This window comes from Burkholderia diffusa, from assembly GCF_001718315.1.
Lineage (GTDB): Bacteria > Pseudomonadota > Gammaproteobacteria > Burkholderiales > Burkholderiaceae > Burkholderia > Burkholderia diffusa_B.
Genome location: NZ_CP013362.1, coordinates 215121 through 228248 on the forward strand (window position 1 = coordinate 215121; position 13128 = coordinate 228248).

The 13128-nt window shown below is 68.1% G+C and carries 11 protein-coding genes and 1 riboswitch; of the genes, 9 read left to right on the forward strand and 2 right to left on the reverse strand.

What is annotated here, in order from left to right:
- Nucleotides 1-280: 280 nt before the first annotated feature.
- From WI26_RS00920 to metF, 9 genes are all read left to right on the forward strand, one after another.
- Complete coding sequence (locus WI26_RS00920) at nt 281-661, forward strand: DUF805 domain-containing protein (RefSeq protein ID WP_059465086.1); 381 nt, start codon at nt 281-283, stop codon at nt 659-661.
- 296 nt (nt 662-957) lie between these two features.
- Entirely contained in the window at nt 958-2157 is a 1200-nt protein-coding gene (gene flhB, locus WI26_RS00925; protein ID WP_069225009.1) for a flagellar biosynthesis protein FlhB, read from the forward strand.
- Nucleotides 2154-4256, forward strand: a complete 2103-nt coding sequence (gene flhA / locus WI26_RS00930) for a flagellar biosynthesis protein FlhA (RefSeq protein ID WP_059465088.1) — start codon at nt 2154-2156, stop codon at nt 4254-4256. Before flhB ends, flhA begins: the two co-directional genes overlap by 4 nt.
- Nucleotides 4253-6010 (forward strand): flagellar biosynthesis protein FlhF, encoded by a 1758-nt coding sequence (flhF, locus tag WI26_RS00935; RefSeq protein WP_069225010.1) that lies wholly within the window; start codon nt 4253-4255, stop codon nt 6008-6010. Before flhA ends, flhF begins: the two co-directional genes overlap by 4 nt.
- The gene (locus WI26_RS00940) at nt 6003-6812 is read left to right on the forward strand and encodes a MinD/ParA family ATP-binding protein (RefSeq protein WP_069225011.1); all 810 of its coding nucleotides are present in this window, start codon (nt 6003-6005) and stop codon (nt 6810-6812) included. The genes flhF and WI26_RS00940 overlap by 8 nt, the downstream gene beginning before the upstream one ends.
- Before the next feature lie 22 nt (nt 6813-6834).
- Nucleotides 6835-7569 (forward strand): RNA polymerase sigma factor FliA, encoded by a 735-nt coding sequence (locus WI26_RS00945; RefSeq protein WP_059452641.1) that lies wholly within the window; start codon nt 6835-6837, stop codon nt 7567-7569.
- A 77-nt stretch (nt 7570-7646) separates the two neighbouring features.
- Nucleotides 7647-7763: riboswitch (S-adenosyl-L-homocysteine riboswitch) on the forward strand.
- Between the two features lie 34 nt (nt 7764-7797).
- Nucleotides 7798-9216 carry an adenosylhomocysteinase gene (ahcY, locus tag WI26_RS00950; RefSeq protein ID WP_059465092.1) on the forward strand — a complete coding sequence of 473 codons (1419 nt, stop codon included), beginning with the start codon at nt 7798-7800 and terminating at the stop codon, nt 9214-9216.
- Between the two features lie 167 nt (nt 9217-9383).
- The gene (locus tag WI26_RS00955) at nt 9384-9737 is read left to right on the forward strand and encodes a phage holin family protein (protein WP_006477367.1); all 354 of its coding nucleotides are present in this window, start codon (nt 9384-9386) and stop codon (nt 9735-9737) included.
- 24 nt (nt 9738-9761) lie between these two features.
- Entirely contained in the window at nt 9762-10592 is an 831-nt protein-coding gene (metF, locus tag WI26_RS00960) for a methylenetetrahydrofolate reductase [NAD(P)H] (RefSeq protein ID WP_059465093.1), read from the forward strand.
- An 85-nt stretch (nt 10593-10677) separates the two neighbouring features.
- Here metF and WI26_RS00965 read toward each other — a convergent pair whose 3' ends face one another.
- Together WI26_RS00965 and WI26_RS00970 are read right to left on the reverse strand one after the other, a co-directional pair.
- Nucleotides 10678-12156 (reverse strand): amidase, encoded by a 1479-nt coding sequence (locus WI26_RS00965; protein ID WP_069225012.1) that lies wholly within the window; start codon nt 12154-12156, stop codon nt 10678-10680.
- A gap of 79 nt (nt 12157-12235) precedes the next feature.
- Nucleotides 12236-12928, reverse strand: coding sequence for a dienelactone hydrolase family protein (locus WI26_RS00970; protein WP_069225013.1), 693 nt, complete (start codon nt 12926-12928; stop codon nt 12236-12238).
- Nucleotides 12929-13128: the final 200 nt, after the last annotated feature.

Here is a 13128-nt window from a genome sequence, read left to right on the forward strand (position 1 = left end):
CCAAACGATCGATTCGATTATCGATCGCGGCGCGTTTCATGCTGGTGTAATCACTCTATGGATTATGTGCGTCTGATTTCTGTCAGCGCATCGCGATTATAAAAATGACGTGACATACCCGCAGGCGATGCGGCATGCAGCCGCTGAAGCCGCTCCAGTTCTGCGAGAGCCTGCGTGCGAACCGGCCGGTGCGCGAAAAGGGATGCAATGCCCGGAAATTCAAATTTATAATGCCCGCGTTGTTTCCGGTGTCGCCGATATAAAACATGAGGGCAATAAAATGAATTTCACCGAGGCTGTGCGTTCCGCACTCAATCAATACGCGAAATTCGAGGGCCGCGCGCGCCGTGCCGAATACTGGTATTTCGCGCTGCTTACCGGCGTGGTGTCGATCGTCTGCCAGGTGATTACCATGGCCGGGCGCGATGCGAGCGCGCTGTCGCTGCTGCTGATGATCGTCGCGGCCGTCGTGTCGCTTGCGCTGGTGCTGCCGAGCCTCGCGGTCACCGTGCGCCGCCTGCACGATACGGGCCGTTCCGGCTGGTTCCTGCTGGTCGGGTTCGTTCCGGTCGTCGGCGGGATCCTGCTGCTCGTGTGGATGTGCTCGCGCGGCACCAATGGCCCGAACCGTTTCGGCCTGGATCCGATTCCGGCGATCTGAGCGCCGCCCGCCCCGACGCGCGACGCCGTCGCGCCGGGGCGGGCAGACGATCGCTTCACGCTGCCTCGATTCCCCGCTTTACCTCTTCATCCGCTTCACCGCGCCGTCGTCCGAACGCGGTTACCGACGCCTCCCGGCGCGCCGCGCCTGCCCGCGACCGCCCGCCGCACCGGCTCGCCCGATTCACAGAAATACCCCCCTTTCCCGGCTTTGCTCGACCGATCGGCGTTTGACGCGCGCATGAATAATCGGTGTCACTGGAAAGCGGCATTCCGCCGTACCCGACTGGAGGCCCCGTGGCAGACGAGAGCGATCTCGACAGAACCGAAGCCGCCACTCCGAGGCGCCGCGAGAAGGCGCGCGAGGAGGGGCAGGTCGCGCGTTCGCGCGAACTGGCTTCGTTCGCGCTGCTCGCGGCCGGGTTTTACGGCGCGTGGCTGCTCGCGGGTCCGTCGGGCGCCCATCTCCAGACGATGCTGCGCGGCGCGTTCGCGTTCGACCGCGCGACCGCGTTCGACACGCACCGGATGCTGTCGGCGGCCGGCAGCGCGAGCGTCGAAGGTCTCGCCGCGCTGCTGCCGATCCTCGCGCTCACCGGGCTGGCTGCGCTGGTCGCGCCAATGGCGCTCGGCGGCTGGCTGATCTCGCAGAAGACCTTCGAGCTCAAGTTCGACCGCCTGAACCCGATCGCGGGCCTCGGCCGGATGTTCTCGATCCAGGGGCCGATCCAGCTCGGGATGTCGCTCGCGAAGACGATCGTCGTCGGCGGGATCGGCGGGATCGCGATCTGGCGCAGCAAGGACGAGCTGCTCGGCCTCGCGACCCAGCCGCTCGGCTCGGCGCTTGCCGATGCGATGCACCTGGTCGCCGTGTGCTGCGGCACGACGGTCGCCGGGATGCTGGTGGTCGCCGCGCTCGACGTGCCTTACCAACTCTGGCAGTACAACAAGAAGTTGCGCATGACGAAGGAAGAAGTGAAGCGCGAGCATCGCGAGAACGAAGGCGATCCGCACGTGAAGGGCCGTATCCGCCAGCAGCAGCGCGCGATCGCGCGGCGCCGGATGATGGCCGCCGTGCCGAAGGCCGACGTGGTCGTCACGAACCCGACGCACTTCGCCGTCGCGCTGCAGTACACGGACGGCGAGATGCGCGCGCCGAAGGTCGTCGCGAAGGGCGTGAACCTCGTCGCCGCGCGCATTCGCGAACTTGCGGCCGAGCACAACGTACCGCTGCTCGAGGCGCCGCCGCTCGCGCGTGCGCTGTATCACAACGTCGAACTCGAACGCGAGATTCCGGGCTCGCTGTATTCGGCCGTCGCGGAAGTGCTCGCGTGGGTCTACCAGCTGCGGCGCTTCCGTTCGGAAGGCGGCGCCTTCCCGGCCGCACCGGTCGATCTCGACGTGCCGGCCGAACTCGACAAGGGGTCGTCGGTCGCCACCGACGACGAGCGTGAGGAAGCCGAAGACACGCTCGGCAAGCAAGGAAACGCAGCATGAGCACCCCGACCACCGGCCTGTTCGCCAAGCGCCAGAATCCGTTCGCCGGCACCAACCTGCGCGCGCTCGCGGGCCCGATCCTCATCTGCATGATCCTGGGGATGATGATCCTGCCGCTGCCGCCGCTGCTGCTGGATCTGCTGTTCACGTTCAACATCGCGCTGTCGGTGATGGTGCTGCTCGTCAGCATGTACACGATGAAGCCGCTCGACTTCGCGGCGTTCCCGAGCGTGCTGCTGTTCTCGACGCTCTTGCGCCTGTCGCTGAACGTCGCGTCGACGCGCGTCGTGCTGCTCGAAGGCCACACCGGCCCCGACGCGGCCGGCCAGGTGATCGAGGCGTTCGGCCACTTCCTCGTCGGCGGCAACTTCGCGGTCGGCATCGTCGTGTTCGTGATCCTGATGATCATCAACTTCATGGTGATCACGAAGGGCGCGGGGCGGATCGCGGAAGTGTCCGCGCGCTTCACGCTCGATGCGATGCCCGGCAAGCAGATGGCGATCGACGCCGACCTGAACGCGGGCCTCATCAACGAAGAGCAGGCCCGCAAGCGGCGCCTCGCCGTGTCGCAGGAAGCCGAGTTCTACGGGTCGATGGACGGCGCGTCGAAGTTCGTGCGCGGCGACGCGATCGCGGGCCTGATCATCATGGCGATCAACGTGATCGGCGGGCTGATTGTCGGGATGGTGCAGCACGACATGTCGTTCGCCGCGGCCGGCACCAACTACACGCTGCTGACGATCGGCGACGGCCTCGTCGCGCAGATCCCGTCGCTCGTGATCTCGACGGCCGCCGGCGTGATCGTGTCGCGCGTCGCGACCGACGAGGACATCGGCACGCAGATCACCGGCCAGCTGTTCACGAACCCGCGCGTGCTGACGATCACCGGCGCGATCATCGTGCTGATGGGCCTGATCCCGGGCATGCCGCACTTCGCGTTCCTCGCGCTCGGCGGCGGTGCGATCTGGCTGGCCCGCACGCAGACCCGCCGCGCGGCGGCCCGCGTGGCGGCCGGCGACGTGACCGAGATCGCACCGCCCGCCGCACTGCCGGGCGACAGCCACGAGGCGACCTGGGACGACGTGCAGCTGATCGATCCGCTCGGCCTCGAAGTCGGCTACCGGCTGATTCCGCTCGTCGACAAGAACAGCGACGGCGAGCTGCTCAAGCGCATCAAGAGCATCCGCAAGAAATTCGCTCAGGAGATCGGCTTCCTGCCGCCGGTGATCCACATCCGCGACAACCTCGAGCTGCGGCCGAACGCGTACCGGATTGCGCTGAAGGGCGTCGAGATCGGCGCGGGCGAAGTGTTCCCGGGCCAGTGGCTCGCGATCAACCCGGGCCAGGTGACGGCCGCGCTGCCGGGCGCCATGACGCAGGATCCTGCGTTCGGGCTGCCCGCCGTGTGGATCGACGTCGCGATGCGCGAGCAGGCGCAGGTGTACGGCTACACGGTCGTCGATGCGAGCACGGTCGTCGCGACGCATCTGAACCATCTGGTCGTCCAGCACGCGGCCGAACTGCTCGGCCGCCAGGAAGTGCAGGCGCTGGTCGAGCGCACCGGCAAGGACGCGCCGTCGCTCGTCGAGGATCTCGTGCCGAAGACGATCTCGCTGACGACGCTGCAGAAAGTGCTGCAGAACCTGCTCGAGGAAGGCGTGCCGATTCGCGACATGCGCACGATCCTCGAAGCCGTGTCCGAACACGCCGGCCGCGGCGACGCGTACGAGATCACCGCCGCGGTGCGGCTGTCGCTCGGTCGCGCGATCACGCAGCAGTGGTATCCGGGCTCGGGCGAGATGCAGGTGATGGGCCTCGATTCGAATCTCGAGCGCGTGCTGTCGCAGGCGCTCGCCACCGGCGCGAACCCGGGCCTCGAGCCCGGTCTCGCGCACAACCTTCTGACCGGCACGCAACAGGCGATGCTGCGTCAACAGAATCTCGGGCTGCCGCCGGTGCTGCTGGTGCAGCACGCGCTGCGCGCGATGCTCGCGCGTTTCCTGCGCCGCAGCCTGCCGCAACTGAAAGTGCTGTCGTATGCCGAAGTGCCGGACACGCGCACGATCAAAGTCGTTAACGTCATCGGGGGTTCCGCTTGAACATTCGCAAATTCACCGGCGCGACCAGCCGCGACGCGCTTCGCCTCGTGCGCGAGGCACTCGGGGCCGACGCCGTCGTGCTGTCGAACCGCACGCTCGATGACGGCAGCGTCGAAATCGTCGCACTCGCCGACTCGGATCTCGCCGCGGTCGCACCGCCGGCTGCCCGGACGCGCACCGTCGCGCCGCGCGCGCCGGAATCCGTGCCGGCAGCGGCCGTCCCGGGCATCGTGTCGCGCCCGGGTGCAGCGTTCGCGCGCCCGGCCGTCAATCCGTATGCGGCGGGCGAAGGCGGCCTGCCGGATGTGTTCTCGTCGGTGTTCGGCGCGAGCGCCGAAGCGACCGCGCCGGCAGCTCAACCGGCCGGTTTCGACGCCGACGCGCACGCAGCGGACGCGGCATCGCCGTCGTCGGCTGTGTCCGCCGCCGCAGCCGACGCAGCGGCGGCCGCGTCCGAACCCGCGCCGTGGCTCGTCGAGCACGCGAAGCGCCTCACCCAGCAGCGCGAAGCGCTGATGGCCCGCGCGCAGGCCGCCCCGGCCGCACCGCAATCGCCGGCCCGTGCGCAGCAGGACGCCGCACCGGCGACGCCGGCCGGCTGGGCGCGCGACATCGTGCGCGACGCCGAACGCCGGATGCCGTCCGCTGGCGCTGCCACGCTTCGCCAGGGCGAAGCGAGCGCGGCGAAGCCGGTCGAACGCGCGCGCCTGTCCGCGGAAGCGGCGGCCGCGGTGGCCGACGCGGTGAAGACGCGCATCGAGAGCATCGTCAACGACACCGTGATGCACGAGCTCGGCGCGATGCGCGGGATGATGGAAGAGCAGTTCGACAGCCTGATGTGGCACGACCGCCAGCGCCGCAGCCCGGTGCACGGCGCGCTGACCAAACATTTGTTCTCGGCCGGCTTCTCCGCGCAACTGGTGCGGATGCTGGTCGACAACCTGCCGTCCGGTGACGGCGCGCAAACCTTCGAGCAGGCCGCCGAATGGGCGCAGTCGGTGCTCGCGGCGAACCTGCCGGTGCTCGAGAGCGAAGACGCGCTGATGGAGCGCGGCGGCGTGTTCGCGCTGATGGGGCCCACGGGGGTCGGCAAGACGACGACCACCGCGAAGCTCGCCGCGCGCTGCGTGATGCGCTTCGGCGCGAGCAAGGTCGCACTCCTGACCACCGACAGCTACCGGATCGGCGGCCACGAGCAACTGCGCATCTTCGGCAAGATCCTCGGCGTGCCCGTGCACGCGGTGAAGGACGCGGGCGACCTCGAGCTCGCGCTGTCCGAGCTGCGCAACAAGCACATCGTGCTGATCGACACGATCGGCATGAGCCAGCGCGACCGCGCGCTGTCCGACCAGATCGCGATGCTGCACGGTGCGAACGCACCGGTCCAGCGCCTGTTGCTGCTCAACGCGACGAGCCACGGCGACACGCTCAACGAGGTCGTCCAGGCTTACCGCAGCGCGGCCGAATATCCCGATCTGGCCGGCTGCATCCTGACCAAGCTCGACGAGGCGACTCACCTCGGCGGCGTGCTCGACACGGTGATCCGCTACAAGCTGCCGGTCCATTACGTGTCGACCGGCCAGAAGGTGCCGGAGAACCTGTACGTCGCATCGACCCGGTTCCTGCTGAAGAGCGCGTTCTGTGTGCCGCGCGACGGCTCGCCCTTCGTGCCGCAGGACGAGGACATGCCGACGCTGCTTTCCGCTCTGACCGCACGTTCCACCGCCGAGCTGCACGAGGTGCGATTTGGATAAACCGATCATCGACCAGGCCGAAGGGCTGCGGCGCCTGCTGGCCGGGCGCGCGTCGCGCATCGTCGCGGTGACGGGCGGGCCGGCCGGGGTCGGCTGCACGACGACCGTCGTGAACGTCGCGGCCGCGCTGGCCGCGCTCGGCAAGGACGTGCTCGTCGTCGACGAGCGCGCCGACGTGCATTCGGCCGCGGCGACGCTCGCGGGCGCGTGGCTGCGCGACGGCGAACGCACGCGCGTCGCCGCCGGGTTCGGCCTGTGCGCGGCCCCGCGGGACGGTTACAGCGATTCGCAATTGAGCGACTTCATCGACGGCCAGGCGGACATCGTTCTGGTCGACGCGCAGCTCGGTGCCGACGGCACGTTCTCCCCGCTCGCGCGCGAGGCGCACGACGTGCTGATCGTCACGCGGGTCGCCGCGCAGGCGATCACCGAGGCGTACGCATGCATGAAGCGCCTGCATTTCGCGCACGCGGTCGCGCAGTTCCGCGTGCTGACCAATCACGTCGGCAGCCATGCCGACGCCAGGACCGCATTCGACAACCTCGCGGGCGTCGCGAGCCGCTACCTGACGGTGTCGATCGCCGACGCCGGCTGCGTGAGCGCCGATCCGCTCGTCGAGCATGCGCGCGACCTGATGCATACCGCGGTCGACGCGTTCCCGTCGTCGGCCGCCGCGCGCGATTACCGGCAGCTTGCCGCCGACCTGCTGTACTGGCCGATGCGCCCGCGCTCGGGCGCCGGCCGTGCCGTGCATGCGGGCGGCAAGCCGTCGTACGAGGCGGGTGCGGCACACGCCGCGTGAGCGCCACCGGAAGGAGAGAGCCATGATGTACAACGCTCAAGGAAAGATGACCCAGGCCGACGTGCTCGCGCAATACGCGCCGCTCGTGCGGCGCCTGGGGCTGCAGCTCGTCGCGAAGATGCCGGCGAGCGTCGATCTCGACGACCTGATCCAGGCCGGCATGATCGGCCTGATGGACGCGGCCGGCCGCTACAAGGAAGACCAGGGCGCCCAGTTCGAGACCTACGCGACGCAGCGCATTCGCGGCGCGATGCTCGACGAGCTGCGCAGCAACGACTGGCTGCCGCGCAGCCTGCGCAAGACGTCGCGCGAGGTCGAGTACGCGGTGCACCAGGTCGAGCAGCAGCTCGGCCGCTCCGCGAGCGAGACCGAGATCGCGCAGCACCTGAAGATGCCGCTCGACGAATACCAGGGGATGCTGCAGGACCTGCACGGCAGCCAGCTCATCTATTACGAGGATTTCGATCGCGCGGCCGACGACGAGCCGTTCCTCGACCGCTATCGCGTCGATCACGCCGATCCGTTGTCGTCGCTGCTCGACGAACACCTGCGCGAGGCGCTCGTCGAAGCGATCGAGCGCCTGCCCGAGCGCGAGAAGCTGCTGATGTCGCTGTACTACGAGCGCGGGCTGAACCTGCGCGAGATCGGCGCGGTGCTCGAGGTCAGCGAGTCGCGCGTGTGCCAGCTGCACAGCCAGGCCGTCGCGCGGCTGCGTGCGCGGCTGCGCGAACAGGCTTGGGTGGGGGCGGAGAACTGACCCTTTCATGACGCCCGCGCGCGCCGACGCCGCGCGCGGCGCGCATTTCCCGCGCCGATTTGCTACAATCCCTCCCGTTTTCCGAGGAGCGTTGCGACGGACCATCCTGCGTCCGCCAGGCTCGGAAAGCTTCACCAAGCAGCCGTGCGGCAACATTTGCGCCGGCCCCGCTTCCTGAACGGCGCTCACGTCACCAATTTCTAGAACTTTTTTAGAAAGGAGGGCGTGATGAACGCCATTATCGATTCCCAGGCTTCCAAGGATTACATCGTCGCCGACATGGCGCTTGCCGGCTGGGGCCGCAAGGAACTGAACATCGCCGAGACCGAAATGCCGGGCCTCGTGCAGATCCGCGACGAATACAAGGCGCAGCAGCCGCTGAAGGGCGCGCGCATCGCAGGTTCGCTGCACATGACGATCCAGACCGGCGTGCTGATCGAGACGCTGAAGGCGCTCGGCGCGGACGTTCGCTGGGCGTCGTGCAACATCTTCTCGACGCAGGACCACGCTGCCGCCGCGATCGTCGAAGCCGGTACGCCGGTGTTCGCGTTCAAGGGCGAGTCGCTCGACGAATACTGGGAGTTCTCGCACCGCATCTTCGAATGGCCGAACGGCGAATTCGCGAACATGATCCTGGACGACGGCGGCGACGCAACGCTGCTGCTGATTCTCGGCTCGAAGGCCGAGAAGGACCGTTCGGTGATCGCGAAGCCGACCAACGAGGAAGAAGTCGCGCTCTTCAAGTCGATCGCGAAGCACCTCGACGCCGATCCGACCTGGTACTCCACGCGTCTCGCGCACATCAAGGGCGTGACCGAGGAAACCACGACCGGCGTGCACCGCCTGTACCAGATGGAAAAGGACGGCCGCCTGCCGTTCCCTGCGTTCAACGTGAACGATTCGGTCACGAAGTCGAAGTTCGACAACCTGTACGGCTGCCGCGAGTCGCTCGTCGACGGCATCAAGCGCGCGACCGACGTGATGATCGCGGGCAAGGTCGCGGTCGTCGCGGGCTACGGCGACGTGGGCAAGGGCTGCGCGCAATCGCTGCGCGGCCTGGGCGCGACCGTGTGGGTCACCGAAATCGATCCGATCTGCGCGCTGCAGGCGGCGATGGAAGGCTACCGCGTCGTGACGATGGAATACGCGGCCGACAAGGCCGACATCTTCGTGACGGCGACCGGCAACTACCACGTGATCAACCACGATCACATGAAGGCGATGCGCCACAACGCGATCGTCTGCAACATCGGCCACTTCGACTCGGAAATCGACGTCGCGTCGACCCGCCAGTACCAGTGGGAAAACATCAAGCCGCAGGTCGACCACATCATCTTCCCCGACGGCAAGCGCGTGATCCTGCTGGCCGAAGGCCGCCTCGTGAACCTCGGCTGCGCGACCGGCCACCCGTCGTTCGTGATGTCGAACTCGTTCGCGAACCAGACGCTCGCGCAGATCGAACTCTTCACGCGCGGCGAACAGTACGAGAACAAGGTGTACGTGCTGCCGAAGCATCTCGATGAAAAGGTCGCGCGCCTGCACCTCGCGCGCATCGGCGCGAACCTGTCCGTGCTGTCGGACGAGCAGGCCGCGTACATCGGCGTGCAGAAGGACGGCCCGTTCAAGCCGAACCACTACCGCTACTGATGCACCGGCGCCGCCATGCCGCGTGCGCCCCGCAGCGGGCGTGCGCGGTGCGGCGGCGCGGTGCCGGATCGCCGGCCGTCGCGCGATGTCCGCCGCTGCGCGGAGCGCGTGCGACGGCCGGCGGCGGCCACTGACCGACCAGATCGACAACCGAACCGGAGTCCTCCATGAGCGTCATCCTCACCTGGGTCATCAACGCCCTCGCGCTGCTGATCATCACGTACCTCGTGCCGTCGATCCACATCAAGAGCTTCGGCACCGCGCTGATCATCGCGGTCGTGCTCGGCCTGATCAACACGGTGATCCGTCCGGTGCTGATCCTGCTGACGCTGCCGGTCACGATCGTCACGCTCGGGGTGTTCATCCTCGTGGTGAACGCGCTGTGCTTCTGGTTCGCGTCGTCGCTGCTGAAGGGTTTCGAGGTGTCGGGCTTCTGGTCGGCGTTCTTCGGTTCGATCCTGTACAGCATCGTGTCGTGGCTGCTGTCCGCGCTGATCTTCGGGCAGCGCGACATCGGCTGACGGCCGCGCCCATTCTTGCGAATCATGAAATCGATCGAACTCTCGTTTGAATTCTTCCCGCCGAAGACGGCGGACGGCGTCGAGAAGCTGCGCGCGACGCGTGCGCAGCTGCTTCCGCTGAAGCCGAAATTCGTCTCCGTGACGTTCGGCGCCGGCGGCTCGACGCAGCAGGGCACGCTCGATACCGTGCTCGACATGCAGAAGGACGGCCTCGAGGCCGCGCCGCACCTGTCGTGCATCGGCTCATCGCGCGACAACCTGCGCGCGATCCTCGACCAGTATCGCTCGCACGGCATCCGGCACATCGTCGCGCTGCGCGGCGACCTGCCGTCGGGGATGGGCGAGGTCGGCGAGCTGCGCTATGCGTCCGAGCTCGTCAGCTTCATCCGCGCCGAGCATGGCGACTGGTTTCACATCGAAGTCGCCGGCTATCCGGAATACCACCCGCAATCGCGCTCGCCGAAGGCCGATCTCGAGAACTTCGCGCGCAAGGTGAAAGCCGGCGCGAATTCCGCGATCACGCAGTACTTCTTCAACGCCGACGCGTATTTCCGCTTCGTCGACGACGCGCGCAAGCTGGGTGTGGACGTGCCGATCGTGCCGGGCATCATGCCGATCACGAACTTCTCGCAGCTGATGCGCTTCTCGGAAATGTGCGGCGCGGAAGTGCCGCGCTGGGTCGCGCGCCGGCTCGAGAGCTTCGGCGACGATCGCGACGCGATCCGTGCGTTCGGCGCGGACGTCGTCACGAGCCTGTGCCAGCGCCTGATCGACGCGGGCGTGCCGGGTCTGCACTTCTATACGCTGAACGCGGCGGCCGCGACGCGGACCATCTGCGAACGGCTCACGATGTAAGCGCCATCGCGCGGTTGCATGGGCAAAAGCCTCGCCGGCAAAACCGGCGAGGCTTTTTTTTCGCTTGCGGCGGCCGACGCGGGTGTCAGCGCTGCGCCTGCATCAGTGGCGGGCGCCGGTCGAACCACGGCCGCGCCTGTTCGAGCTGGCGCGCGAGTTTCAGCAGCAACGCCTCGTCGGCGTGACGCGCGACGAACTGCACGCCGATCGGCAGGCCGCGCGCGTTCCAGTAGAGCGGCACCGACATCGCCGGCTGGCCCGTCAGGTTGAACAGCTCGGTGCAGCCGGCCCACGCGAACGCCTTGTCCGACGCCTTCGCGAGCATTTCCCGCAGCAGCGGTTTGACCGGCAGCGCGCCGAGCAGCTTCATCTGCGCGGCTTCGAGCGGCGTCGGCCGCAGCTCGCCGATCTTGACCGGCGGCCCCGCGAGCGTCGCGCACAGGATCGCGTCGTAACGCGACACGAGGCCCGACACCTGCACGGTGAGCTGGCGCTGCCATTCGAGCACGTCCGGCAGACGCGCGCGGGCGATGCGCCGGCCGACGACGGCCATCGCCCACGTCGCCGGTTCGAACTCCGCGCGCTTCGGGGTGCGCCCGGTCAGCGCGCGCGCACCGAGCACCATCTCCTCGGCGATCGTCGCCCACAGCGTGAGAAAGGTTTCGGCCGCGCGTGCGTAGTCGATGTTCAGCGTCGCCGGCTCGACGTGATGGCCGAGCGATTCGACGAGCGCGGCCGCGTCGTCGAGCGCCGCGCGCGTGTCGTCGGAAAGCGCCGGCGCGAGCATCGGGTCGACGACGAGGCCGATGCGCAGCGGACCGGGCGGCGTGTCGAGCGCGCCCAGAAAGGTGCCGGGCGCACCGGGCGGCAGCGTCTGGCCGGTCGTCACGTCGAGCAGCAGCGCGCTGTCGCGCACGCTGCGCGAAACCGCATGCTGGACGACCAGTTCGCCGTTCGACGGCAGGTCGACCAGCACCGGATTGCGGCTCGGCTTCAGGCCGAACAGCCCGCAGCATGACGCCGGAATCCGGATCGAGCCGCCGCCGTCGGACGCATGCGCGAGCGGCACGATGCCGGCCGCGACCGCCGCGGCCGCGCCGCCGCTCGAGCCGCCGGGCGTGTGATCGAGGTTCCACGGGTTGCGGCACGCGCCGAACAGTTCGGGTTCGGTGTACGGCATCTGGCCGATTTCCGACGTGTTGGTCTTGCCGAACACGTTGAGTCCCGCCGCGCGGCTGCGCGCGATCACCGGCGAATCGTCGGCGGGGACGAAGTAGCGATAGTGGCGGCTGCCCATCGACAACGGCAGCCCGGCGACCGCCGCGCCGAGATCCTTGACGAGATACGGGACGCCGGCGAATGGCGCATCGGTGCCGGTATCGGTGGCCGATTCCGCCCGCTTGCGCGCATCGTCGTAGTCCTGCAGGACGATCGCGTTGATCGCGCCGTTCACCGCTTCGGCCTGGCCGATCGCGGCGTCGAGCAGTTCGCGCGGGCTCGCGTGGCGCTCGCGCACGAGTGTGGCAAGCCCGATCGCGTCATGCGCGAGATAGTCCGAGTGCATCGCAGTCACCCCCGTTGTGACCCGTGGCGATGAAAGGAGGATAACGCGGGCCCGACGCACCGGGCCCGCTGCCGAGCCGTTACACGTGCTCGGCGAGGAACGTCAGCGTGCGGCCATGCGCGAGCGCGGACGCGCGCTGGTTGTACGACGCGCGATCGGTGCAGTTGAAGCCGTGTTCGGCGCCCGGATACAGATGAAACGACGCGTTCTGGCGGCCCGCGAACGCGGCCTTCACCTGCTCGACGGCGTCGAGCGGGATGCCGTGGTCGTTCTCCGCGTAGTGGAACAGGATCGGCTGCGTGATCTTGCCGGCGAGGTCGAGCGTATTCTGGATACCGCCGCCGTAATAGGCGACCGCCGCATCGACCTTGGCGGCCGCGGCCGCGCGGTACGCGAGCTGGCCGCCGAAGCAGTAGCCGATCGCGGCAACCTTGCCGGCGACTTCGGGGCGCGCGCGCAACGCGTCGGCGGCCGCGCCGATGTCCGCGACCGCGAGGCCGACGTCGGTCTTCTTCATCAGCTCGATGCCCTTGTCGCGATCGGCGCCTTCGTAGGTCAGCTCGACGCGCGGCTGCGTGCGCCAGAACACGTCCGGCGCGAGTGCGACGAAGCCGTCGGCCGCGTACTGGTCGGCGACCGCGCGGATATGCGAGTTCACGCCGAAGATCTCCTGGATGATGATGACGGCGGGGCCCTTGCCGCGCTTGGGCAGCGCGAGATAGCCGCCGAAGCTGTCGTTACCGGTCGGGATGTCGATCCATTGGGCAGTCACGTTGAAACTCCTGGCGAACGGGCGCGCGACATGCGCGCCGCGGATGGAAAAAGGGGCGGCCTAGTGTGCCACCAATCCTGTGGTGCTGCAGCGCGCAAGCGACGCGCCTGGCGGATGCGCGCGTATCGGCTCTGTGCCGAGTCCGCGTCGCGAACTGCTTCTCGCGCAGCGATCGTTTCGATCTCGATTATTCATTTTTC

Excerpts from the sequence above, each read along its gene's own strand:
- WI26_RS00965 (WP_069225012.1), bottom strand. The coding sequence starts at position 12,156 with ATGCACTCGGACTATCTCGCGCATGACGCGATCGGGCTTGCCACACTC.
- WI26_RS00945 (WP_059452641.1), top strand. The coding sequence starts at position 6,835 with ATGATGTACAACGCTCAAGGAAAGATGACCCAGGCCGACGTGCTCGCG.
- WI26_RS00920 (WP_059465086.1), top strand. The coding sequence starts at position 281 with ATGAATTTCACCGAGGCTGTGCGTTCCGCACTCAATCAATACGCGAAA.
- metF (WP_059465093.1), top strand. The coding sequence starts at position 9,762 with ATGAAATCGATCGAACTCTCGTTTGAATTCTTCCCGCCGAAGACGGCG.
- WI26_RS00955 (WP_006477367.1), top strand. The coding sequence starts at position 9,384 with ATGAGCGTCATCCTCACCTGGGTCATCAACGCCCTCGCGCTGCTGATC.
- flhA (WP_059465088.1), top strand. The coding sequence starts at position 2,154 with ATGAGCACCCCGACCACCGGCCTGTTCGCCAAGCGCCAGAATCCGTTC.
- ahcY (WP_059465092.1), top strand. The coding sequence starts at position 7,798 with ATGAACGCCATTATCGATTCCCAGGCTTCCAAGGATTACATCGTCGCC.